This is a genomic window from Venatorbacter sp. C2-1 (assembly GCF_022832715.1).
Lineage (GTDB): Bacteria > Pseudomonadota > Gammaproteobacteria > Pseudomonadales > Oceanobacteraceae > Venatoribacter > Venatoribacter alkanivorans.
In genome coordinates this window covers 1,376,519-1,402,032 of the sequence record NZ_CP094879.1, presented here as the reverse complement: position 1 = coordinate 1,402,032, position 25,514 = coordinate 1,376,519, and the positions used below count along the sequence as shown (strand labels likewise).

Genomic DNA, 25,514 nt, shown 5'->3' with positions numbered 1-25,514 from the left:
AGCAGATGATAAGGCAGGAAAAATATGATTCCGACGCTGGCATCCGCCAGACCATGAGCCAGACCCAGCGACACCCTGTACTGCCGCTGTTATTACTCTGCGGCATATTATGTGCTGAGCCATTAAACGCGGAGTCTTCAAACTCTGATCAGCTAAATACCGGCTCCGGAGAAACTGCCAGCTGCATTCCACCCAAACAGATCGTGCAGATTACTGAAGATTCATTGAGTCATGCATTACAGTCAGCTGCCCGTTATTTTCATTTTTTAATCATCGTACCGGAAGCCCTGCTGGCAGATAAACACACAATTGATACCGAAGGCTGTTATTCCTTGACTCAGCTACTGGAACAGCTTCTGCAAGATACAGAGCTTGAATACGACCTTCTCGGCGATACCATTATTATTCGCCAGACAATCACAGAATATCCGCGTTACAACGATGATGAAGCCAATACAATCCGTCCTGAAGAGTTAATTGTAACCGCTGACAGCTCAGCAGAAATAAAGCCCCGTCCACTTAATGAACTTACCGGCCCAGCAGAACTGAGCATTAATACCCGTCAGCTCCGTGAAGCAGGAATTTATACATTATCCTCAGCACTGGAGCTGACAGCCGGCGTTAAAATAGAAGATAACCGCTACGCGATCATCCGCGGGATGACGGGCCGTTATCAATCAATCCGGATAAATGGCGGAGAGCTTCCCAGTCTTGATCCCTCCGGCCAGAACTTTCCTCTGGATTTTATTCCACTGGGTATTCTCAACAGTATCAACCTCAGAAAATCGGTCTATTCCGATGCTCCCGGTCAGGCCAGTGCTGGTATTGTCAGCCTGAATACCATGCAGTTACCCAAGCAGGCGTATGCTCAGCTCACAGCCAGCGCGATCTGGCGTCCGCACAGTAACAACAGTACGGTTCTTCAGGGCTCCCAGAAATCGGCCAACCGTTACGGATTTGGTGATGGCCGTCAGGCTATTCCGTCGCTTCTTTTTGACAATGCCCGTACGGGTGGCGTCGATACGCTGTCAGCGCAACAGCGTGAGCAGGCAGGAGAAGCCATTGTCGGTGATATGGGGCTATATCGGACGAAAAGTAAAAACAGCGGCAGTCTGGAACTGAGCACCGGCACTACCGGGCAGTATCAGAACATACACTGGGGTGGAACGCTGTCTGCCAGTGTACGTGATCGCTGGCAGCACAGTCTTATCCGTTCCACCAGTTACAGTACAGGGACGGGCTACTCCGGCTCGTCCAGTGATTTTCATCACGAAGACTCCCGGCATAAACGCAGTGAACACACGTCCGACATTAATACCCTGGCTGCGCTGGGATTAAATATTTCTGATCAGCAATACCTCGGATTTAATACCCTTTACCTGCACCAGGGTACTCACCACGGTGAGCTGATAGAAACACAGGGAAAAAACGAACAGAATATCAATACAGAAACCGCCTACCGACGAAACCTGATCCACTGGACAGAACGAAGCCTACTGTTACACCAGCTCTATGGATTGCATAAATTCACACCATTAACCACGCTGAACTGGCAGATCAGTAAAAGCACAACGGAATACAACCGTCCGCACGATCTGGATTATCGCTATTTTTCGGTGTCGGAAGAGAGTAACTACAGGCTACAGCTATTACCATCGACAGCCAGTATTAGCTGGCGTTATATGGAGCAGAAAAGCGATTCTTTCGGTTTACATTTCAGTCACCTATACGGCATTGATCTCGGGGATGCTTTACTGACCGGTGAGTTAAAAACCGGCTGGGAAAAAAGTGTTAAAAATCGCGAAGGCTACAACCTGCTGTACGGTTTTACCGGTAGTAAAGATCTGACCAGCAATGGGCAGATTATGGAACAAACCAACCCCAGCGACATTCTCACCGCAGAGCGCATTACCGGAGACAGCCAGATACCCGGCTTTATTTTGCAGGATACTCTGCTGGAGCCTGAGCAGGATATCGGATTAAACGGCCATTTTTACCGCGCAACACAAGAGAATCAGGCATCCTATCTGCTTAACGATCTTGATCTTAACGAACACTGGCGTCTGATCAGTGGTTTGCGCTATGAACAAAATACCCTGCAGGCAGAACTCTGGGACGCCCAGCCGGAAGACAACAAAAAACTTGAAAACGGCAGCCGCTGGCTACCCTCAATCGCCATTGGCTTTCAGCCACCTCAGCAGCGAATCTGGCTGAATTACCGTCAAACGGTTGTCTGGCCACGCTTTAACGAAATACTGCCTGTCGTCTACGAAGATCTCGACACCCGCACAAAAACAATCGGCAACCCACGATTACACAGTTCCGATGTCCATAACTGGGATTTATCCTGGCAGTGGCAAAATGTTTCCGGGCTGGAACTGGGAGCAGCCTTATACCTGAAACGAATCCGCCAGCCGATTGAAGGAGCATTCACAGATAACAGCGAAGCGACGGACAGCGCAACCTACAGCAATTACAGCTACCGCAACAGTGGTCAGGGTAATGTTCGTGGTCTGGAACTGGAAGCCGATTACCATCTGAACATTGGCCGCAACCAACACATAAAGCTATCCGGGCGCTATGCCAGAATTCACTCACAGGTCAGCGGTTCCGATGCTTCTGATTATTCTGATTATTCTGATTATTCTGATTATTCTGACGATGTGGAAGAAAAACCGAAAAATCATCGGCCATTGCAGGGACAGCCTGAGTATATTGCGGCCTTAAGGTTGCAGTATATGCCTGGCCTTAACCAGACACTGAGTCTGACAGGCAAGCGCAGCGGCACTCAACTTTATATTACCAGCGACCAGCCAGATTTGCCGGCCGTCTATCAGCAGCCGAGAAATCATCTCGATTTCAGTTGGAATTACCGGATACACCCAGGCCAGTTAACGTTCAGCATTAATAATATGCTGAATACAGCACACCGTTATCTTCAGGGTGATTACCATTACCTTGATTACCGTACCGGGCGGGAGTTTCTGCTGAGCATCAACGTCGATGTTCAATAACTTTATTTCTTTTTTTCTTCTCTTTCTCTTTTATTCAGACAATCGCCAGAAGCTTAAAATAAAAGGCCCATACTTTTCAGCATGGGCCTGAAAACCTGAACACTATCCGGTTTTAGTTACAGGCAGGAGCAGCCGCCCAGAAGGTAGTTGCTTTGGTGAACGAAGAAGGTCCTGTTGCAGAGAAGGTCATTGCATCAACAACAGAGCAATCAACGCTCATAGTACCGAAATCAGCTGAACTGATATTAGTGGAACTGATAGCATCACAATCCTGGGTAGAAACCGTGTTGTAACCGGTTACCACAATATTATTGAAGTAACCGTCAGTACCTTCTTTCAGCTTGAAAACGAAGTCAGTATCGGCATTGGCATTGGCACCAACAAACTCGACATACGCACCTTCAACAGAAGCCGTTGCCAGCGGAGTGGCTGCGTAGTTATTCGGGTTACCGGCCAGTTCGAATGCATGGTCGGCAGCACCGTTCTTATCGCCCTGCTCAATGTACACATTGGTGATAGAACCGTGGAAACCGTAGTCCCAATCCACACTGTCATCACCATTACAGGTCAGCCAGAGGTTTGACACAGCCACGTCACCACCAAAGAACTCGATGCCATCATCCAGGTTTTCGTTTACATGGATGTTGTTGATCGTGGTGGACGACGTTACACCGTACAGCGTCAGACCGTTGATTTCATTACCGCCGTTGGCAACATCATCCGGATCATTTACGTTAATTTCGGTACCACCTTCGGTAATGGCGACATAGTTCATGATGCCACTGCCCGTTTCGCTGGCTGCTTTACTGCTGCTGCCGGAACCGAAATAGTAATTGCTGGAAATACCTTCCATCAGACAGGTGTCACCGGAAGTACATTCGTTAGCCACACCATAACCAGACAGAATCACACCGCCCCACTCGCCTTCACCGGTGAAGTCTTCATCGGCACTGGAGAACACGATAGGGTTGCCGGCAGTACCAACGGCATTAATTTTTGCACCACGGGCAATCACCAGAGCCGCATTATTGGCGGTGGCGATCACATTAACACCCGCTTCAATGGTCAGTACAGAATGGTTAGCCGCAGCGTAACTGGTATTCTGCACATAACCATCACCCACCGTTACAATACCCGGCAGCGCCCAAAGTACAGGCTTGCGGTAACGGGTATCGTTACCGTTAAACAGTGTTTTGTCAGACAGGACAGAAGAAGGCAGTTCACACAGAACGTAGTTGGTGCCATTCCAGCTATAGGAAGAACTTGCCACACTACCAACGTTGGTACATAAGCCATTAGAAGCAAAAGCACTTACAGACGCAACGGTTAAGGCCGACGCTAAAAGGATCTTTTTCATTTTCAATCTCCAGCAATGTATTTCCATGTATTAGGTTTGTAAAAACTGAATACAAACATTTTTTTCGATTAACGATGATGTAATTCACCACCAGCATCGCCAGCCTCAACAGTGAGACCATTAATGCTTACTCCTCAGGAGTGCATTCATACTGACATAAAAATAAAGACAGATTTGTGTCACATACATACCGTCTTATCGATATAAAAAGGAGAAACAAAACTTAATGATATGAACAATTAATATAATTGAAATAATATAACTAACACCATAAAGAAGGCATAAAAAAAGGGGCAAAAGCCCCTTTTAAAATTACAAAACCGGTTTTATTCGAGCACGCCAATAATTTCAGGTTTTTCGTAATAATCCAGCACGCCAATATATTTTGTTTCTTCAAGAAATTCAGAATCAACCGTGGCTGATTCTGAATAACCACCGGAATATCGCTCTCCAATCATCTGAATAATATTGAGCACTGGATACTCCATAGAAGACTTCCAGAAAACACTTTCCAAAGCACCATGGAGCTTGCTGTTTACCGATTTGTATTTATTTTTCCCACCAGAACCACCACCATAATACAAATAAGGTTCTTTAAGTATCATTGCATTCGGATCTGCCATAACACTGGTATCAAGACTGCTGTTAACCGTAAACTTCAGACACGAACTGACAATATTTTTCATAAAAATAGTACTGCCGTAAGCTGTCTCATTAGTACTGTCAACACCCACACACTCACTCGGATACTCACCCCAGGTATCGGACGATTCATCTGCGCCAAGCAGACTGTTGTACATAAACAGACCGCTGCCCTCTGAAAGCTGAATCAGCGTCGTTCTTGGGGCCGCAGTTTGCCAGAGTGAATAGTAGTTCACGCTCAGATTAGCAATCGTTGGCATTGACCTCGGCTCAGCATTCACATCCACACTATTATTGCGGCCATAAATCAACGGGTAGTACTGTTCATCGTTAAGCAAGGGCACATTATCACCATCAACACTGACATCTCCTGCCACATAGATATTGGCAAGGTTACCCTGGTAACCATGATTCCAGGTCAGAACACCTTTAAAATAGTTACCTTGTGATAGATCAATATTAATGTTTTTAAAGTTAATCGACCCGCCATTTATGGATAACGCACTGCCAAGATCAGGATCTGCATCTACATCCCGGTAAATAACTGAGTTTTCAGCCACCCCATTAACCGAATTGAATGTCAGATCAGCACGAAATAAAGCGCCTGAAATATCGACATTGGAAGCTATTGAGTCGTAACCGCCATAGTAACCATAGGGCCCTTCGATATTACACACGCCTTCTCCTGCATTTGTAGTCGCAGCATTTTCACACAGGTTATTCCGGCCAAAGCCATCGATAACCACGGCAACAGAAACCCCTCCTGTATTAATCTTTTCATACCCGGCATTACCAACGTATTGCAGAGCCCCTGCCCGGGTAATATGCAGAACACTATTATCTGATTCCGTTTCAATGCTGGTGCCGCTTTCAATCGTCAGGGTTACCGGATTTGCTTTCATATCAGCAACGGCGGCAACGTCGGTAATTTGTTGATGCCCCTCACCAATATGAATTTCACCTTTTACCGTCCAGTGGGTGGGCATCACTCGCATCACCGCTTCTTCAATATAGCGGGTTTCACCAGTCAAAAAATTAATCGCCCAATCGCCGGTCAAAGCATTTGACTGAATTTCCTCCAGGGTATAGCCATCGGCTAACCACTGATTAACGGTTTCGCCTGGCAAGCCACTGTACTGGCCGATGGTAACGTTGTTGGTATAAATACCACCTAAAATCCGGCACGACTTCGACACTGGCTCCCAGTAGCTCTCTTCAGAACTGATCTCTCCGTCGCCATTGCTATCATAATCAAATCGATAAGTTCCAGTCGGCTCCATACCAACCAGAATCCCCAGATTATTGCATTCGAAATCCGGCGCAATAACCACCGAATCACTCCAGTTGCTGTACCAGTTATCACCATCATCTGCCACTGCGCCAATATAAGCACCGCCCCCCAGATGATGGTAGGCATCACCTAATAAAGCAGCGTAATGACTCAGATCCACCAAACTCACGCTGACGTTGCCAGTAATCAGGTAACCGGTATTCAGAACCGGGTCTTCTTCAACCACACCACTGGCAGAAACCACGGTATAGCCATAATCGTAACCGCCACTTTCGGATTCATCGGCCAGAGTGTTTTCACAACTGAATATCACGCCATCAAACAGAATTCCCAATGGATCACTGCTTTGTAATGCAGCGGTTTCGGCATCGTCAATATCCAGGCAAGTGGCAAAATCTGAAAATACCGAGTTAAACATCAACAGGCCAGAACCCTGTTCCAGCAATACAGCCGTATTGGCAGAGCCAAAGCCAGCGGCGGTGATATTGGTGATAACCGGGCGGGAACGCGGAATAGCATCATAATCGGCATTATTGTTAATACCGTGCAACACGGCACCGGTGCTGTTGTCTCCCGGACTGATAACGGCCGTCTCTATGGTTCCCTGATAGCCGTTTTGCCACTGAATCTGGTCACCTGCGATATTAGCCATCAACAGATGATTAAAATTGGCAGCGCCACCATTAATATTAAGGCCGTCTGCTCCGGCACCGTAAATGTCCAGATAGGTAATGTTCGAATCTGCTCCAACCTCGTTAAGGGTGAATGCCGCCTGACCATCTTCGCCAGTGTCATACAGACGCAGGTACTGAATATCCAGCTGTTTAGCGCTACCGTCAGCACCATTAACCGTAATACCGCGCCAGCCTGAAGTAATATCGCCAGCGGTCAGCCCGGCAACACCGAGAGTAACCGGCGCGTCTGCTGAGCCAGTAACACGCAAGCGTGCATCGGGCTGAATAAGCAATTCGGAATCGTTGTTACTGGTAGTCAGCAAGGTGGTACCAGCAGGCAGCGTCAATTGCACCGGACTGGCTAATGCGGCAGCACGTTCAGCGCTGTTAAGTGGCGTAAAATCGGTACCGACCTGCACCTGACCATTTATCCGCCAGGCAATATTTTTAGGATAATAGTCAGGTTTCCCGCCGTTATTCAAACGCCCCTCAATACTGAAGTTACTGTATAAAGTGGCTGACTGGTCAACGTTGGTTAAATCACAGATCTGATACGGCATGCCGCCAACAACCAGAGTATCTTCTGCCAGCGTGCCGACCCCCATACACTCGGGAAAAAGAATGGCCGGGCTATAAACTCCCGCTACACTCGCATTACCCGCACCCAACTGAGACGGATCTTCAACATTGGCAAAGTTTAAGCTGTTATTACCTACTGCCCATATATAGCTGAGCAGCGCATCGGCACCGGTTATCAGATCGGTCGCGTTTGCAATGGCAGCCAGGGCATTACTGGTGTTGTTGGTAATGTTGCTGCAGTTAAGCAAAGCAGAACCCACACTGATCTGACTGGCCGAATCCTGTGGTGCCAGGCAGGTATCAAAGCCCTGAATCAGAGCGTCATCCAAGGTAACTTTAGCTGCGCTGGCCACTGATATCGCCACACCCGCCTGATTGTACTGGTCGAACAGGCTAAGGTTACTCAAATTCACCTGACCGCCCTTCACCACCAGCGCCGATGTTAACGAGTCATGCCTGATACGAGCAGCAATATCGCCCTGATAGTTATTCAGCTCCAGAGCGGTAGCGCTGATGTTAGTGATATAGGGAATGGGGCTAACCGGATTGCCATTCACAATATTATAGCTGCCACCGTGGACCTGCAGCCCATTCGATCCGCTGTAAGCAATCACCCCTCCCGTTTGGCTGGCTGCGGGAGCATAAGCGGTAACCGCCGCATGAATCGTACCACCCGCATAGTTTTCCAGACTGACGGATACTTCCTCACCCGCTTCACCAATCACGGAACCACCGCCGCTGTTCAAGCTGTATAAACCGGGAAACCCCTTGGTATTTGTCGAGTTGAAACTCATGCCATAGGCTGTCAGATCGGTATCTTTGGCAACACCGCCGTAGTAGCCAAAGGGACCTTTAATATTGCACAGCTGGTCTGGACTACTGGTTGCCGGGCACTCTGGTGAATAGCCAATGCCATTAATAACCACACCACCCCATTCACCACCGCCGGTATTATTGTCGTCGAGTGATAAAATGTTGGCCGTTAATTGTGCATTTCGATGAAGAATTACAACCGAACCGGGCTTCGCATATAGCTCAACGGAAAAATTAACACGCTCAGCGAGTAATTGATCCAACGTCTCGTATTCTTTACTTTCGCCGAACTCGTACACACCATCCAGCACCCAGACCAGAGGTTTATAGTTCCACGTATTTTTCAGACTGATCGCGTTTAAATCATTAGAAATATCGCGTGTGTTGCTTAGCTTTCCGATGTCTTTGCTCAGTAAACAGGCATTGAACTCTTCACCGTTTACCTGCACCGGATCAGTAGCGGTTCCGACCACACCGTATTGCAGAATTTCACACTGCGCCAGTGATACCTCCAGGCTTTCCTGCATGGCGGTTTCATCGGATACATCAGCACCGCAACTTGCGAGTAACAAAGCCGCGGATAATACACCCAGCTTTGGTATTAACTTCAGGCCTGAATACTCAGAAGCCCGAGGGTATTTTTTAAATAACATAATTCCACCCATCATCTTTTTAGGAGTCCAATATTTAAAATTCATAACTGACTTTCAGCTTGTATTTAGGCCCGGACTTGTAACCCAGGTAGGCCACATCGTATTTTTCGTAGTACTGACGTTTTTCAGAATCCAGTATATTTTCACCCGACAATGACACTTTAAGGTCATCACCAAACCGTTTGGTGTAAATCAGTTTCAGATCGTCATAAGGGTCGCTGTAAACATTGGTGACGTTACTGCCCGCATCAGGGGTAACAATCACCAGCTCTTTACCTTTGCGATTAAATACCAGCGTAACTTCCTGGCCGGTTTCGAAGTGGTCATACCCTAACTGCAGGTTAAAGATATAATCGGGCTGGCCTTGCAGTGGACGGTTTAAATCGGTTTCTTTGGAGTCAGCGGCCAGGCTGATTTCTGATTCAATATCGGTGTAATTACCCTGCACAAAGACAGAATGACTGAAGTTGTCATCAAGAATAAACTCGGTACGGAAATCCAGCTCCCAACCGGTCACCTTGCCGGATTCTACGTTAACAAAGGTGTAGTAATCGTAATCATCACCGAGCGTGTCAAAGGCATTTTCAATCGGGTTATCCATGTCTTTGCGGTAGGCACCCAGACTGATGGATTCATTATCACTGGGGTACCACTCCAGGCGCATATCGTAGTTTTTAATATCGGCCGGTTTAAGATCCGGATTACCTTTGTAGCTGGTCAGTGTCTCGATATCACGGTAACTCCGTGGCAACAGCTCGAAGGTTTCTGGCCAGCTTACGGTTTTGCTGTAAGCGCCGCGTAATTGCCAGTTATCGCTGATTAACCAGGTCAGGCCCAGAGATGGCAGGGTTTTGGTTTCATCCAGCAGTTCGTACAAGGGTTCCGGGTTGTAGTAATACTGGTCAGCTTCTACTTTAAATGACTCACGGCGTACACCGATATTCGCCGTAACCGTTTGCCACAGATTCCAGTCGGTTTGCACATACCAGGCATTGGTATTCTGCTCGACACGGTACTGATAACCTTTATCGACGCCGGTATCATTTTCAGCATCAATAGAACCACCATAATTCACGTACAGACCATTACTGCCATTGGTGCCATCACCAATATATTCATCGGTGAAGATATCCGCAGGGTCAGGGTACAAAAGAATATCTTCCCTGGTTTCCTGTTCTAGCTTATTACCTCGGTATGAAAATCGATCTTCATAACCATCGCGGGTACGGCTCAGCTGATACAGACCCGTTTTTGCCGTTACTGAAATATCTCCGCCTTCATTGATCGGTAACTCAAGATCAATACTGGCTGAGTTGCCGTCTTCTTCAGAAGCTTCCCACAGATTATAGGCGCTACTGAAACCAACCTGCAGCACAGGGTCTGCAGACAGGCTATTACCCTGATAGGAGTAACGTTGAGCATTGGGGCGATCATATTCACTGCTTGACCGGGAAATCTGCCAATTGGTTTTTAAGTCCCCCAGTAATCCTCCATCACTCAGGGGGATGTAGTGTTCACCCCATAACTGATGGCTGACCAGCTGCTCCTCAATCCAGTCAATACTTTGGGTTTCCTGCTTATCTATGCCTCCGCCATATGGCCAGTCTCGCGGATCTTCGGGCATAACAATATTATTCTTGGCAATATAATGACCACTAGCAAGAACATACCTATCCTCAAACTCTGCCGAGTTGGTGGTATGGCGTAACAGAATATTATTCAGGCCAAGTGTATGATTTTCGGTAATGCGCCAGTCCAGATTAAGCATGGCGCTCAGGTCGATAACATTATTGGTATCGTAGGTCACTTTTGAAGATGTCAGCGCAAGCAGATCTTCTGGTTCATTGGTATCAGGGTTGTTAACGGTATACAGCTCAAAACCGTTCTGAATTTTTTCATCATTGGTCCATTTGTTACTGTAACGCACTGCGCCAATCATCCCCAGGCGCTGTCCGCCATCCGTGACAATGCTGTCACCTCCGGACAGGCTGATGGACATATCGGCGGGTAAATCCCCTTTATACACGCCGTAGTTTTCAAAGGACTCTCCCAGCTCTTCACGGAACTGCAGAAATTCTTCGCTGTCGCCCAGGCCATTGCTGCCCGCAGAATCCGGATCACCAAAAAAATAAGCACCGCGCGCTTGTTTGGCAATGTCCGGCATTTCACGGAAACCGTCGTCATACCCTGTCCAGTCACGGCCACCATGTTCTTTGCTTATATAGCCGTCTTCACTATTGGCTTTACCATAGGCCAGACTGGCCGAGATTTTAAAGAATCCTTCATCCGGGGTAGGCTTGGTACGCATATCAATATGACCGGCGGTTGCTGTTCCCGGTACATCTGCGGTGGCCGATTTTTGCAGTGACAGCGACTGCATAATATCCGCAGGAAAGATATCCAGCGGTAAATCACGACGGGCCGGATCGGTGGAGGGCAGAATAGCACCGTTAAAAAAAGTGGACTGATAACGGCTCTTCATACCACGGACAATCGCATAGCGGCTGTCTTCCATGCTTACCCCAACAACCCGCGTCATGGCGGAGCTGACGGTGCTGTCATCAAAGCGGGCGATCTGCGTAAAATCCATGGTATCCATTACCGCAGATGACATTCGCTCAGCATCAACCGGGCTGTATGCCTGATAGCTGCCGACGGCGACCACTTCTTCAATAAATTCACTGTCATCACTGCTGAGCATCGGTAATTCAGTAAAGACACTCACTTCCATACCGCGCATCACATTGACCGATGTCAGGGTGCGCGACATATATTGCGGATGTTCAATCAGCAGGCTGTATTCGCCTTTTGGCAATTCAATTTTAAATTCGCCATTACGATCGGTGCGTGCGGTAATATTTTTACCAACAACACTAATCATTGCATTACGAACCGGACCATTAGTTTCAAGTCCGAAAACTTCGCCTGTCAGCACGCCAATGCCTGCCAGTTCTGTTTTACTATTACGATTGGCTGCCGCCAGCGGAACACGATCAATAGCCGCATCCACTGTTTTGTCACCGCGCTTTGCGCTGATGCTGATAAAAGCCGCTTCATCATCTGCCAGCGTAAAGCTGTATGGAACAGATTGATCCGGCAGCTGCAGCGTTAATGTATGTCGCCCACCACCAAAGCCTTCATACCAGAAACTGCCATCGGCGTTGCTGCGCCCTATTTCTTTTCCATCCAGCAAAATAATGGCTTCTGCCAGTGGTTTTCCGTCGAGTACGATGTCTGCTTTAAGACCCGCAGCAAACAATGGTCCTGCACTTAACAAACTGATAAAGCCAGTCAGTAAATGCTTGTTCGATACCCCCATTTTTACTTCCCCTGATCATATGTGAATGACTCCGGCCTGAATGCAGCAACCGGCAGCTACCACTGAAGACGGTAAATAAGGGGGAAGTGCGACATGAATTTTATATGTCACACATTGTGGATAAGTCTGAGCGTTGTATAACGTGATCAATTCAACAGCAAAACCTGTGCAGAAGATTTCATCTGTTTTTAATAAATTCTCCATTTTTTATCCGGTGGCTGTCCGGCCCCTGATATTGTCCGGCCTCTGATATTGTCCGGCCTCTGATATTGTCCGGCCTCTGATATTGTCCGGCCTCTGATATTGTCCGGCCTCTGATATTGTCCGGCCTCTGATATTGTCCGGCCTCTGATATTGTTCGGCCACTGTGCGCCTTCCTGGCGCACAGTACTCCCCTATGTTGTGCACGCCCTGCGTACCTTTGTTTACCTGCACATCTCTGTCTATCTGCAGGCCTTAACCGGGCACCTTGCCGCTAAAAAAACTGACTAAGCAGTCAATATGGTATCCCTCTTGCTTAACAACCCGGCATAACCCATTACGGCCCGTTGTTATTGGGCTGGTTCTGACTAAACAGAGGAGATACGGCTTGAATCACCCCGTTCAGCCGCTGCTAAGCGCGCAGGCTGATGCACCATACTGGAACGCGCAGTTACAGCTGAGTACGCGCCAGACAGAAAGAGGCACCCGTTTGGTGCAGTGCGAACATAACGGCCCTCTTTATGTGCAAAAGCCGTTTTACCCGGAAGGGCCGGACTGTGCGCACCTGTATCTGCTGCATCCGCCCGGTGGCATGGTGTCGGGTGATTTTCTTACTATTAATGTCAGTGCCGGTGAAAACAGCCATGTTCTGGTAACAACGCCCGGAGCAGGACGTGTTTACCGCGCCCGTGCCGATGGTTTGCTGCAGCAGCAGAAAGTACAGCTGGAGGTTGATAACAACGCGGCACTGGAATGGATGCCGCTGGAAACCATTTTATTTCCGTCATCCCGTGCGCAGCTGGAAACCGAAGTACATCTGGGTGAAAACAGCCGCTATATCGGCTGGGATATTGTCAGCCTCGGTTTGCCCGCCAATGGCAGCCGTCTGGATGACCTTGGTCAGCACACCACGCTGAAGCAAGGGCTGCGTATTTATTATAAGCAACAGCTATTGCTGAATGAGCGCCTGAGCCTGCATCCGGGTAACAGCGAATTATTAAATGCCGCCGCCGGTTTCCGTGGCATGCCGGTACACGGTCTGTTAGTGGCCGGACCTTTTACTCAGGGCTTTTGTGAACAGGCTCTGGAGAAACTTCAGGAGCTGTGCGCCGACCAACTGGCCGGTGTCAGCCTGAACGGCCAATTTTTAAGCGTGCGTTATCTCGGCACCTGCAGCGAACAAGCCCGTCTGCTGCTGAGTGACGCCTGGGCGATTATCCGCCCGCAATTAATGCAACGCCCGGCCTGCGCACCACGCATCTGGGCAACCTGATTATTTCTGATTATTTAAAGAACTGATTGATTAACTGAGGTGAACGATGGAACTGCTACCGCGCGAAAAAGATAAGCTGCTGATTTTTACCGCAGCCCTGCTGGCAGAACGCCGCCTGAACCGTGGTCTGAAATTAAACTACCCGGAAGCCATGGCGTACCTGACCATGGAAATTATGGAAGGCGCACGTGATGGCAAAACCGTGGCCGAGCTGATGGGGTACGGTAAAACACTGCTGAGCGCCGATCAGGTGATGCCCGGTGTGCCGGAATTAATTCATGAGGTACAGGTAGAAGCGACCTTCCCGGATGGCACCAAGCTGGTCACCGTGCATGAACCCATTGTTTAAAACTGCCTGCGTTTAAACGGCTTCAGCCGAGATGCTTAACGGTTTACAGGAGAAAGAACATGATCCCAGGTGAAATTATCGTCGGCGAAGGCGATATCGAATTAAATGCAGGCCGTGAAACGGTTCGTCTGCGTGTTGAGAATATCGGTGATCGCCCGATTCAGGTCGGCTCCCATTATCATTTTTACGAAACCAATCCGGCACTGTCATTTGAGCGGGAAAAAACCAGGGGTTTTCGACTGAATATTGCCTCGGGTACCGCCGTGCGTTTTGAGCCGGGCCAGGGCCGTGAAGTGGAATTAGTCGCCTACGCCGGAGACCGTATTGTGTACGGCTTCCGCGGCGAAGTAATGGGCAAGCTGGAGAAAATACATGAGTAATAAAACCATGGACCGCACGTCCTACGCGCAGATGTTCGGCCCTACCACCGGCGATAAAGTGCGCCTCGGCGATACTGAATTATTGATTCAGATTGAAAAAGACTTCACCACCTACGGCGACGAAGTGAAATTCGGCGGCGGCAAAGTCATCCGTGATGGTATGGGTCAGAGCCAGCGCAGCAGTGCTGAAACCGTCGACCTGGTGATAACCAATGCCGTGGTGCTGGATCACTGGGGGATTGTGAAAGGTGATGTCGGTATTAAAGACGGCCGTATTTTTGCCGTAGGTAAAGCCGGTAATCCGGATATTCAGGATAACGTCGATATTATTATCGGCCCGGGCACCGAAGTGATTGCCGGTGAAGGCTCCATTCTTACCGCTGGCGGTATCGATGCGCACATTCATTTTATTTGTCCGCAACAGGTCGAAGAAGCCTTAATGAGCGGCGTCACCACCATGATTGGCGGCGGCACCGGGCCTGCGACCGGCACCAACGCCACCACCTGTTCGTCCGGCCCCTGGTACATCGGCAAAATGCTGCAGGCCACCGACGATATGCCAATGAATTTCGGCTTTTTAGGTAAAGGCAACGCCAGCCTGCCGGAGGCACTGGAAGAACAACTGGAAGCCGGTGCCTGCGGTCTGAAATTACACGAAGACTGGGGCACCACACCGGCGTCCATCGACTGCTGTCTGAGCGTGGCGGAAAAATACGATGTGCAGGTTGCCATTCATACCGACACCCTGAACGAATCCGGTTTTGTTGATGACACCATTGGTGCTTTTAAAGACCGCGTAATTCACACCTACCATACCGAAGGGGCCGGTGGTGGCCATGCGCCGGATATTATCCGCGCCTGTGCTTATCCCAATGTGCTGCCCTCTTCCACCAACCCAACGCGTCCTTATACGCGTAATACGGTGGATGAACATCTGGATATGCTGATGGTTTGTCATCACCTCGACAGCAGCATTCCTGAAGACGTTGCTTTTGCCGATTCGCGCATCCGCAAAGAAACCATTGCCGCTGAAGATATTTTTCACGACCGTGGTGCCTTCAGCATGATCTCATCCGACTCTCAGGCCATGGGCCGCGTGGGCGAAGTGATTACCCGCACCTGGCAGACAGCGCATAAAATGAAAACCCAGTTCGGCTTATTAAAAGAAGATCTGGAGATCGGCGCCGATAATTTCCGCGCGCGCCGCTACATTGCCAAATACACCATTAACCCGGCCATCGCTCATGGTATTTCCCACGAAGTGGGTTCCATCGAAAAAGGAAAACTGGCCGATCTGGTGTTATGGAAGCCGGCATTTTTTGCCACCAAACCGAGCATGATTATTAAAGGCGGCATGATTGCCGCAGCGCCGATGGGCGATCCGAATGCGTCCATCCCAACCCCACAGCCGGTGCATTACCGCATGATGTTCGGTGCCTTTGGTAAAGCCGCCGCCGCCACCAGCCTGACCTTTGTATCGGCAGCGGCATTAAATAATAACGTCGGTGAAAAACTTGGGGTCAAACGCACCTTAGCGGCCTGTAAAAACACCCGCAATATCCGTAAATCAGACATGATTCTGAACGATTGGATGCCGGACGTTACCGTTGATCCGCAAACCTATGAAGTGCGTGCCGACGGCGAATTACTGACCTGCGAACCGGCCAGCGAACTGCCACTGGCACAACTGTATAACTTATTTTAAGCGTGCAATGTAAAAGGACTGTTTATGTTGGAAGTTTATGAACGCCTTGGCACTCACTGCCATGATCCGGTCAGCGCTACGGTAGTACTGAACTACGAACAGCGCGACCGTGGCCGTCTGCGTCTGACCAGTACCGACGGCGAAGAAGTACGTCTGTTTCTGGAGCGTGGCAAGCCCTTACTGGTTGGTGAATTTTTACGCGCCACTGATGGCAAAATCGTAAAAATTGAAGGCGCTGAAGAAGATGTTGCCCACGCCAGCTGCGACGACTGGCAAACCTTTGCCAAAGCCTGTTATCACCTCGGCAACCGCCATGTAAAAGTAGAAGTGGGTGAGCGCTGGTTACGGATAAAACCGGATCATGTGCTGGAAGATATGCTGCATTTACTTGGCCTGATGGTCAGCCATGAACACGCAGTCTTTGTACCTGAGTCCGGCGCTTATGCCCCCGGTTACGGGCATTCGCATGGTCATTCACACAGCCACTCGCACGGACATTCGCATGGTCATTCCCACGATCATGATCATCACCACGGCCACAGCCATAAAGACGGACATGGTAAAGGGCACGAGCACGGTGACGGACATGACCACTGATAACCACGCGGCGCTGACAACACCGGGGCTGCTGCGTTTATTGCAGCTATCCAGTGTCAGCCTGCCGGTGGGTGGTTACGCCTTTTCCCAGGGGCTGGAATACGCCGTGGAAAAAGGCTGGGTCAGTAATATGGCAAAGACCCGTGACTGGATTGCGCTGCAATTACACGAAACCCAGGCGCTGATTGATTTACCGGTATTAAAAGGCGCGATACAGGCGGTAACTGCAGCCGATGAAAAAGCCTGGGAAATCTGGAACGATTTAATTCTGGCCAGCCGCGAAACCAGTGAATTACGCCTTACCGATACCGCCATGGGCGAAGCACTGGTGCGTTTATTAAAACAGCTGGACGTTAAACTGCCGCGCTATGCCAGTGAGGCAGAGGGCGATGTCAGCTTTGTTGCGCTCTATGCCTATCCGGCGGTGCAGTGGCAGATTCCGTTTACTGCCGCCGCCACCGGTCTGACCTTCGCTTGGCTGGAAAATCAGATTGCCGCTGCTACCAAACTGGTACCCCTGGGTCAAACCCAGGCACAGCAATTATTAAGTGATTTACAGACGCTGATTCCGGCCACGATCCGCACTGCAGAAGACGTGGATGAAGCAGAAATCGGCGGCTCGTTACCGGCACTGGCGATTGCCAGTGCGCAGCATGAGACACAGTACACGCGCCTGTTCCGATCATGAGGGCTGGTTGCATTGTCAGGACTTTGTTAAAAATTTTCTCAGGATGCTCATGTAGGCTAACTACACTGCGCTCCTTCGATAATTTTTGCCGCGTCCTGACTGCTTCACTAACGCCCTCATCGCTGGCTGTATTACACGATTAAAAATTCAAGCAAGACTCAGAATTACTGGAGAAAAAAATGAAAAAACAAACATTACGCGTCGGTGTCGGTGGTCCGGTCGGCTCCGGCAAAACAGCATTATTACGCTCACTCTGTTCTGCTCTGCGTGATCACTACAATATTGCAGTAGTAACCAACGATATTTACACCAAAGAAGATGCCGAGTTCTTAACCCGTAACGAAGCGTTGTCAGCCGACCGCATCATGGGGGTGGAAACCGGTGGTTGTCCGCACACCGCGATCCGTGAAGATGCCTCGATGAATCTGGCCGCTATTGACGTATTAATGAAACGTCATGGCGATCTGGACGTGGTGTTTGTTGAAAGCGGCGGCGATAACCTGAGTGCAACCTTCAGCCCGGAATTATCCGACCTGACCATTTATGTGATCGACGTATCCGCCGGTGACAAAATTCCGCGTAAGGGTGGCCCGGGTATTACCCGCTCCGATTTACTGGTGATTAATAAAACCGATCTGGCGCCACTGGTGGGTGCCGATCTGGATGTGATGGACCGCGATGCGAAAAAAATGCGCGGTGAACGCCCTTTTGTATTTTCGAACCTGAAAAAGGCGCAGGGGCTGGACGATATTATTCAGTTTATTGTGACCGAGGGGATGCTGGAGCAAAAAGAGATCCCACCAGCCAAGGCGGTCGTCTGATCTGAGCTGCTGCGCTTAGTGATACGGCGTTAAAAATGCTTTCGGGATGCTCATGCAGGCCAACTGCACTCCGCTCCCTCAGTTATTTTTGCCTTGTCTCACCGGCGCTCGCGACGCTCAGACAATCTGTGTTGCCGGTTATTTAAATTTGTAAAAAACTCCTGAGGAGAATCCTATGAAAAAAGTTCTGATCTCTGCCGCCGCCCTGCTGATGCCAGCCGCGGCCTTTGCTCATACCGGCCATGAAGTGTCTGGTTTTGCTGCCGGTATTGCGCACCCCTTTACCGGGCTGGATCACCTGCTGGCGATGCTGGCGGTGGGTCTTTGGGCCGCACGCCAGAGTGGTGCTGCCCGCTGGGCGACGCCACTGGCCTTTGTTGCCATGATGGCGGTGGGTGCTCTGGCCGGAGCCAGCAGCCTGCAGCTGCCGTTTACCGAGCTGATGATTGCCGCCTCTGTGGTGGTATTCGGGTCTCTGATTGCCTTTAACCTGAAAAAAGGCGCTCTGGCCGGTGCTTTGCTGGCCGGTGGCTTTGCCTTTTTTCACGGTTTTGCCCACGGCGCGGAAATGCCGGCAATGAGCACTCTGGCAACCTATGGCGCAGGCTTTCTGCTGGCGACTGCTGTTCTGCATGCGGCCGGTTATGCACTGGCCGCCTTTGGTCACAGCAAAGCAGCAGATATCAGCCGCCGCGCTGCCGGTGCTGTGATTGCTCTGACCGGTATTGCTTTAGGCGCAGCCTGAGGGCCGGCCTGAGTTGCTGCCGAACGGTTATCTGCTGCATAAACGCTTCTCCAGCAAAGGGTTATGCAGCAGATAACTGAGCCCCTGTGCCGTGAACGCTAATAACCGCTTTTCACGGTGCAGTCATCTGCTGATCATTTATTGATCTGAGTCGTGATCATGTCTCCGTCATAGCGCTACAGTAAACAGGTATCACCTGTGTTTGCAGCCCTTAAAGGAGGCTCCCATGAAAACACGTCATATTGCCCTACCCGTCTTGTCCGTCTTATTTTCCGTATCATTTTTACTGAGCACTGGTGCTCAGGCCGCCGATGTTCCTGCCCGTGGGCCTATGGCCTTCAGCGATTACGACACCGATAAAAACGGCAGTATTTCTGAAGCTGAATTCAATGCCGCCCACGACAAACGTATGCAAAACAACTCTGCCGCCGGTATGCCGATGAAAGGCGCCGCTAACCGCCCCATGTTCAGCCAGTTTGATACCAATAACGACGGTAAGCTGAGCGCCGATGAGCTGAAGAATGGCCAGATGCAGCATCAGCAGGAAATGATGGATATGCGTAAAGATCAAATGATGAATATGCAGAACATGCATAAGAAAAATATGCAGCAGTAGTCCGCAGGCAGGCGGTACATAAAAGCCGCCTGCCCCGATTAACACAAGACGCGACCAGCGCTTATCCGGCTTATACATAAGCTGAACAGTCAGCGGGCAGAAAAAGCGTTACACTGCAGCCATTACCTCAACAGCCGCGATACGCAACAATGCCTCAGCCTCAGAATGGCAATTCCTCCGCAAACCACCAGCCACCACTTTCTGCACATGAGTTACGGCCATCCTTTGTGCGCCTCGACCAGCATATTCCTGACATTCTGATCGACCTGAAATACGCCGGTTGCGATAACTTTATTGGTGCTGTGGTGGATGGTTACCAACAGGCCTGTGCATTGCTCAGCCGTCCGGCGGCAGAAGCTCTGGCCAATGTGGCAGCAGAACTCCGTCAGCAAAACCTGCGCTTAAAGATCTTTGATGCTTATCGTCCGCAACGTGCGGTCGACCATTTTTTACGTTGGGCCAGCCGTGCCGAAGACTTCCGCACCAAAGACCGCTTTTATCCCTCGCTGGAAAAGCCACAACTGTTTGAACAGGGCTATCTGTTCAGCCATTCCTCGCACTCGCGCGGCAGTACCGCCGACCTGACACTGGTCGACAGCGACGGCCGGGAGCTGGATATGGGTACCATCTTTGATTTCTTTGGCCCGCAATCCTGGCCGGAGTCGGCGGACGTCAGCCCAGTCCAGCGCGCCAACCGCGATTTACTGCAGAGTGTTATGCGTCGCCACGGTTTTACAGGTGTGCGGGAAGAGTGGTGGCACTTTACCCTCGGCGATGAACCCTACCCCGATCAGTATTTTGATTTTCTGCCAACAGCAGAATACACAGAAGAGTAAACCACTAAAGACTCCGTACGGCAGCATGGTTTTACTCATATCAGACTAAAACCTGCCGCCTGTTACCGTATTTATACCTAGCACCCCCTCTTATAAACCCGACTGGCGGCCGCCCGAGCCACGCAGTATGCTGGTCTATTACCATTAATAAAGGTAGGGGTATGTTTTCTTCCGTTTTTTTCCGGCGCTGGCGTGGGCCGCTGATTTTAGGTGCCGACATTCTGCTGTTTGCGCTGTTGCTCAAAACTCTGCCCTTTGCTCCGGCGGTGGTCACCGGGCTGAGTATTCTGGTGTTTGTTGCCGTGCTGTGGCTGACCGAAGCCATTCATGTATCGGTAACCGCATTACTGGTACCCATTCTGGCCGTCGGTTTCGGCATCTTTAAAACACCCCAGGCACTGGGTAACTTTGCCGACCCTATTATCTTTTTGTTTCTCGGTGGCTTTGCCCTGGCTTCAGCACTGCATGCTCAGGAGCTCGACCGTGCTATCGCCAATAAAGTACTGAATATTGCCCGTGGCCGTCTGGTCATTGCGGTGCTGATGATGTTTGCCGTATCGGCCGGCCTGTCGATGTGGGTCAGTAACACAGCAACAGCTGCCATGATGCTGCCGTTGGTGCTGGGTATGCTCAGCCAGCTTGACCGCGAAAAACATCACCGCACCTATGTATTTACCCTGCTCGGCGTTGCCTACTGCGCCAGTATTGGTGGTATTGCCACACTGGTTGGCAGCCCGCCGAATGCCATTGCAGCGGCACAAAATGGCATGACATTTGTGGATTGGATGAAACTGGCGTTGCCGGTTACGCTGGTTCTGCTGCCGGTTGCTGTCGGCGTACTGTACTGGGTACTTAAGCCCGATCTGAACCAACGCTTCAGCGTGCAGAAAAGTACTCTGGTCTGGGATAACAACAAACGTATTACCCTCGCCATTTTTACCCTGACCGTACTGTGCTGGATATTCAGTGCGCCGTTAAACTCCTGGCTTGGTGGCCTTGCCTCCTTTGATAGCGTTATTGGCATCAGTGCGATAATCGCGCTCGCGGTCAGCGGCGTTGTAACCTGGAAAGACATTGAAAAAACCACCGACTGGAGTGTGCTGTTATTGTTCGGTGGTGGTCTGTGCCTCAGCGCAATTTTAAAAACCACCGGCACCAGTGAATTTCTGGCGCACAGTATCGGCGATTTTCTTCACTCCGGCGGCACTCTCGTAGCACTGCTGAGTATTGTGACCTTCGTGGTGTTTCTTACCGAGTTTGCCAGCAACACCGCCAGCGCCGCACTGTTAGTACCGGTGTTTGCGGCCATTGCCGACAGTCTGGGTGTATCACCCGTTATTCTGTCTGCACTGATTGCTATCGCCGCATCCTGCGCCTTTATGCTGCCGGTCGCCACGCCGCCCAATGCCATCGTGTTTGGCAGCGGTTATGTGCAGCAAAGTGAAATGATGCGTGCAGGCATCTGGCTTAACCTGGCCTGCATTATTGTACTGACCCTGTTCGCCTGGTTGTTCTGGTAAATACAAGCCCGTAAAAACGTATAAAAAAACGGCTGTCCGCCAAAAGCGTCAGCCGTTTTTTATGCCAGAGAGTATGATCAGGCGTTGGAAGTGTTGTTACCAAAAATCCGCTTTAACGCCGAATTAATCCAGCCTTCTTCCCGTTTCAGTACTTTTTTTACCACCGGCACATAATCAACATCTTCGTGGCGGATATGCTGAATAAGCCACGCCATTAATGATGTACGTACCCGGCGGGCGATACCAAAAGGATCACGACCGCTGGTCAGCTCTTCCTGCATACGGGAAATTTTATCTTCAAAGCGGCGATGCACCATCTGGTGCGCACTCAGCAAAACATAGCCCGCCTGATTCATTAACTGTTCTTCAAAGGCAAAATGGTCAAGGGTGTAGTCGCGCAGGCGCTCCATAACATCAAAGACTTCATCAACATCTTCAGAACCAATAGCATGGGTCAGATCATTGATGTACTGCACAATCTGCCGATGCTGAGCATCAATTACCTCAATTCCCAGATTAAGGTCAGCGGTCCACTCATACATATCCATAGCCGGAACATCCTGTCGCTGTTGTTTTTATTAATAGACTCCGGCGAGTCTAGAGAAATGGCCTGATCAGAAATTGACCTGAATCAATTCACACACACTTTGAATGGTTAAATTCACGCAAAATAAAACGTCCATCACATTTACGATTCCTGCCAATTCCCTGCATGACGCCCCCTTCTCACTGCCCTATGATGCATGCCTGAAAATGGCTTTTCTGCGGAAACACTATGCAGAAAGACCGGCATAAAAATACAACGAGGATACTATGAAAGCCTTCTGGACCCTGTTCACCGCCCTGATGCTTACCTTCGGACTCGCCAGCACCGCCGATGCGGCACGCTTTGGCTCCGGTGGTTTTGGCAAAACCAAATCTGTACCTTTCCAGCAGAAAAAAGCCACCCCGGATCAGACCCAGAAACAGCAGCCAGCCAATAGCGCCCGTCCGGGCAGTGGCCTGGGTAAAGGCCTGCTGGGTGGCCTTCTGGCCGGTGGTCTGTTCGCCTACCTGCTGGGCAGCGGCGCGTTTGAAGGCATTCAGATGATGGATATTCTGCTGCTGGCGCTGGTTGGCTTTGTTCTGTTTAAGCTGTTGCGTGGCCGCGCCGCTCAGCACAATGCGCCACAGAGTGCTTATTCCGCTGCCGGCAATGCTGCCCAGCAACGCCAGAGCTTCGATATGGGCAACCTGGCCGACAGCGGTGCTGCTCCGGCCTCTGGCAACAGCGCCGCTTTTGCTGCCGAAGCCAGCATTGATCTGCCAGCAGGTTTTGATCAGCAAGCCTTTATCGACGGCGCCTTACAGCACTACCGTGAAGTGCAGGAAGCCTGGAATCAGGGCAACCTCGACACCATCGCTGAATACGTCAGCCCGGGCCTGTATGCCGCCCTCGCCAACCAGCGCAACCGCATGATGGTGCCACCACAAACCGAAGTGCTGGATTTAAGTGCCGAAATCGTCGCCGCCGGTCAGGCCGGAGACAACGCCGAAATCAGCCTGCTGTTTAAAGGCCGCGTACGCGACCTGCTGGAAAAATCCGAAGACGGTATTTTTGATATCTGGCATCTGGAGCGCGATCTGAGCAAAGACAACGCGCCATGGTTAATTGTGGGCATTCAGGCCGAATAACCGTCGCGGTAATTTTGCCGGAACACCGGCAAATGCTTTTTACCATGACAGAAACAGGGCAGCACAATGTGCTGCCCTGTTTTTTTATGGCCGCCCGCACAGCGCTACTCAGCAGAGCCTGAACCAGCCCGACTATGGGTAATACAGCATTGCCGTCTTGTGCCAGTTGTAACTGTTTCTATCAATTATTGAATCGCTCCATGAAGTTCAGTACTCTCAGACCTCTGCAGGGATGCCGCCATATCGTACGAACACACCGTCCGGACACACGCCCTCCCCGCTTACAATCCCGAATGATAAAAACACGCGATTCCTGCCCTGCGTATACAAGGACGGGCGGCAGCGTGTCTGGTAAACAAGCATCACCTGAGCGATTTTCACCGCCGGAAAAGCACTGAAAATTACCGAAGAAAAGTAATGTACAAATAACCAGTGTATTTTACTGCTTGCGCAATCTGATGCGCATTTACGCTCCCATAACAAAACACGCATGCGCAGATTGACACCTTCGGTCCAGAAAGAATGGAAGAAAATCAATTACTTAAGATTCTGCGAAAAGTGATAACGCGCAAAGTGTAAAGAGCTACTCAGGGTAAAAGCGCGCATGCGCGTTTATATCCTGACAAGAAAGAAAATAACGATGATTTTTACATCCTGGACAATGGGTTAGGCTGGAAATCTGAATAAGGGCTTAGGTGTGTTAATGAGCATGCCTACTAAGAAACTGTTAGGCATTACGCTAAAAATTAGACTTAGGCAGATATGAAAGCAAAAGATCCAGCGTGGAAAGAATTTGAAATTTCGGTAACTAATTTTATTAAAGCTTTAGATCCTGAAGCCCAAGTCACTCATGATGCGATGATCCCAGACAAGGATACTGGTACTCCACGGCAGCGTGATGTTTGGATTGAAACCAAAGTTTCAAAACTCTTTTCCTTAAAAATTCTCGTTAGTTGCAAAAGATATAAAACCAAACTTAATCAGCAGCATATCGATGCATTTATTGGCGAACTATTGTCCTCAGGTGCTCAAAAAGGCGTGATTTATTCCTATTCAGGTTTTACCAAGCCTGCATTAGATAAAGCAAAAGCTAGAGGTATTTCATGTTGCCGTTTATATCAGAATGAACCTGCTGATATTCCAGAGTTACTAAGCTTTCATGCATATCTAATGACACCTGCATTCCATTTTTGGGCTGCGTGGTTGGAGGTCATAGATGGTCAACCCAATACGTTAGGAGAGCTATTTGAGCTAAATATGGACCAAGGTAGTATGCCAATCAAACTAATAGACTTAGTTTTAAGTAAGCATGCCCAAAAGCGAGCGGGAGTTAGATCCAATGCTCAACAGACAGGAACACTTCCTCAAAAATGGACAGAAAGCATAAGTCTACGTAATCCAAATACTGGTAGTGATATGCTTAGAATTGAATTTGGTGGAGACTGGGATTTTTATGAAGCGACCTTGGAAGGGTATCTAATAAATGGAAGCTATGAGTTCACAGACGGTGAGTTTCATGGTGAGCAAAGTTTCCCCGAGGTACATCATAGCGGTCCACAACCAGGCAGCAATTGGAAAAGAGTTAAATCAATACCAAATAGCGCAGATAAAAAGCTATCCATTGGCGTTATATATGGCAACACAGAAAGCATAAAGGAACACTTACTAAATTGTTCTGAGCAAACTATTCAAAATGTGTCTGAGATTTTAAAAAATGCCTAACAAACGCAATCACAGGGAACAAATTTCCGCTACGCTCCAATTTGT

The 25,514-nt window shown here is 49.7% G+C and carries 18 protein-coding genes; 14 read left to right on the top strand and 4 right to left on the bottom strand.

Annotated elements, in window-relative coordinates; translation table 11 throughout:
• The first annotated feature begins 5 nt into the window (after nt 1-5).
• Complete coding sequence (locus MT343_RS06305; protein ID WP_145469290.1) at nt 6-3,014, top strand: TonB-dependent receptor domain-containing protein; 3,009 nt, start codon at nt 6-8, stop codon at nt 3,012-3,014.
• A 112-nt stretch (nt 3,015-3,126) separates the two neighbouring features.
• Here the strand turns inward: MT343_RS06305 and MT343_RS06300 are convergent, their stop codons facing one another.
• The 3 genes from MT343_RS06300 to MT343_RS06290 all read right to left on the bottom strand — a co-directional run bounded on the left by MT343_RS06300 (nt 3,127) and on the right by MT343_RS06290 (nt 12,342).
• Nucleotides 3,127-4,371: a hypothetical protein gene (locus MT343_RS06300; RefSeq protein ID WP_145469289.1), complete on the bottom strand. Its 1,245-nt coding sequence runs from the start codon at nt 4,369-4,371 to the stop codon at nt 3,127-3,129.
• A 326-nt stretch (nt 4,372-4,697) separates the two neighbouring features.
• Nucleotides 4,698-9,023 (bottom strand): hypothetical protein, encoded by a 4,326-nt coding sequence (locus MT343_RS06295; RefSeq protein ID WP_145469288.1) that lies wholly within the window; start codon nt 9,021-9,023, stop codon nt 4,698-4,700.
• 34 nt (nt 9,024-9,057) lie between these two features.
• Nucleotides 9,058-12,342 (bottom strand): TonB-dependent receptor domain-containing protein, encoded by a 3,285-nt coding sequence (locus MT343_RS06290; RefSeq protein WP_145469287.1) that lies wholly within the window; start codon nt 12,340-12,342, stop codon nt 9,058-9,060.
• Between the two features lie 589 nt (nt 12,343-12,931).
• Between MT343_RS06290 and MT343_RS06285 the strand changes: the two genes are divergently transcribed.
• The 11 genes from MT343_RS06285 to MT343_RS06235 all read left to right on the top strand — a co-directional run bounded on the left by MT343_RS06285 (nt 12,932) and on the right by MT343_RS06235 (nt 22,073).
• Nucleotides 12,932-13,816, top strand: coding sequence for an urease accessory protein UreD (locus MT343_RS06285; RefSeq protein ID WP_145469285.1), 885 nt, complete (start codon nt 12,932-12,934; stop codon nt 13,814-13,816).
• 46 nt (nt 13,817-13,862) lie between these two features.
• Nucleotides 13,863-14,165, top strand: a complete 303-nt coding sequence (ureA, locus tag MT343_RS06280; protein WP_145469284.1) for an urease subunit gamma — start codon at nt 13,863-13,865, stop codon at nt 14,163-14,165.
• Between the two features lie 59 nt (nt 14,166-14,224).
• Complete coding sequence (locus tag MT343_RS06275; RefSeq protein ID WP_145469283.1) at nt 14,225-14,545, top strand: urease subunit beta; 321 nt, start codon at nt 14,225-14,227, stop codon at nt 14,543-14,545.
• Nucleotides 14,538-16,250 carry an urease subunit alpha gene (gene ureC, locus MT343_RS06270; RefSeq protein WP_145469282.1) on the top strand — a complete coding sequence of 571 codons (1,713 nt, stop codon included), beginning with the start codon at nt 14,538-14,540 and terminating at the stop codon, nt 16,248-16,250. Before MT343_RS06275 ends, ureC begins: the two co-directional genes overlap by 8 nt.
• Nucleotides 16,251-16,274: 24 nt before the next feature.
• Nucleotides 16,275-16,847, top strand: coding sequence for an urease accessory protein UreE (ureE, locus tag MT343_RS06265; protein ID WP_145469281.1), 573 nt, complete (start codon nt 16,275-16,277; stop codon nt 16,845-16,847).
• Nucleotides 16,837-17,535, top strand: coding sequence for an urease accessory protein UreF (locus MT343_RS06260; RefSeq protein WP_145469280.1), 699 nt, complete (start codon nt 16,837-16,839; stop codon nt 17,533-17,535). The genes ureE and MT343_RS06260 overlap by 11 nt, the downstream gene beginning before the upstream one ends.
• A gap of 179 nt (nt 17,536-17,714) precedes the next feature.
• Complete coding sequence (gene ureG, locus MT343_RS06255; protein ID WP_145469279.1) at nt 17,715-18,356, top strand: urease accessory protein UreG; 642 nt, start codon at nt 17,715-17,717, stop codon at nt 18,354-18,356.
• Between the two features lie 175 nt (nt 18,357-18,531).
• Entirely contained in the window at nt 18,532-19,101 is a 570-nt protein-coding gene (locus MT343_RS06250) for a HupE/UreJ family protein (RefSeq protein ID WP_145469278.1), read from the top strand.
• 226 nt (nt 19,102-19,327) lie between these two features.
• A complete protein-coding gene (locus MT343_RS06245) occupies nt 19,328-19,717 on the top strand; it encodes an EF-hand domain-containing protein (RefSeq protein WP_145469277.1) in 390 nt (129 codons plus the stop codon).
• A 149-nt stretch (nt 19,718-19,866) separates the two neighbouring features.
• On the top strand, nt 19,867-20,553 hold the full coding sequence (locus MT343_RS06240) for a M15 family metallopeptidase (RefSeq protein ID WP_145469276.1): 687 nt from the start codon (nt 19,867-19,869) through the stop codon (nt 20,551-20,553).
• 161 nt (nt 20,554-20,714) lie between these two features.
• Entirely contained in the window at nt 20,715-22,073 is a 1,359-nt protein-coding gene (locus tag MT343_RS06235) for an SLC13 family permease (protein WP_145469275.1), read from the top strand.
• A gap of 77 nt (nt 22,074-22,150) precedes the next feature.
• Here MT343_RS06235 and MT343_RS06230 read toward each other — a convergent pair whose 3' ends face one another.
• Nucleotides 22,151-22,621 carry a bacteriohemerythrin gene (locus tag MT343_RS06230; RefSeq protein ID WP_145469274.1) on the bottom strand — a complete coding sequence of 157 codons (471 nt, stop codon included), beginning with the start codon at nt 22,619-22,621 and terminating at the stop codon, nt 22,151-22,153.
• A 265-nt stretch (nt 22,622-22,886) separates the two neighbouring features.
• Here MT343_RS06230 and MT343_RS06225 point away from each other — a divergent pair, with 265 nt between their 5' ends.
• Both MT343_RS06225 and MT343_RS06220 read left to right on the top strand, forming a co-directional pair.
• Nucleotides 22,887-23,747 (top strand): Tim44 domain-containing protein, encoded by an 861-nt coding sequence (locus MT343_RS06225; RefSeq protein WP_145469273.1) that lies wholly within the window; start codon nt 22,887-22,889, stop codon nt 23,745-23,747.
• A 762-nt stretch (nt 23,748-24,509) separates the two neighbouring features.
• A complete protein-coding gene (locus tag MT343_RS06220; protein WP_145469272.1) occupies nt 24,510-25,469 on the top strand; it encodes a restriction endonuclease in 960 nt (319 codons plus the stop codon).
• The last annotated feature ends 45 nt before the right edge of the window (nt 25,470-25,514 follow it).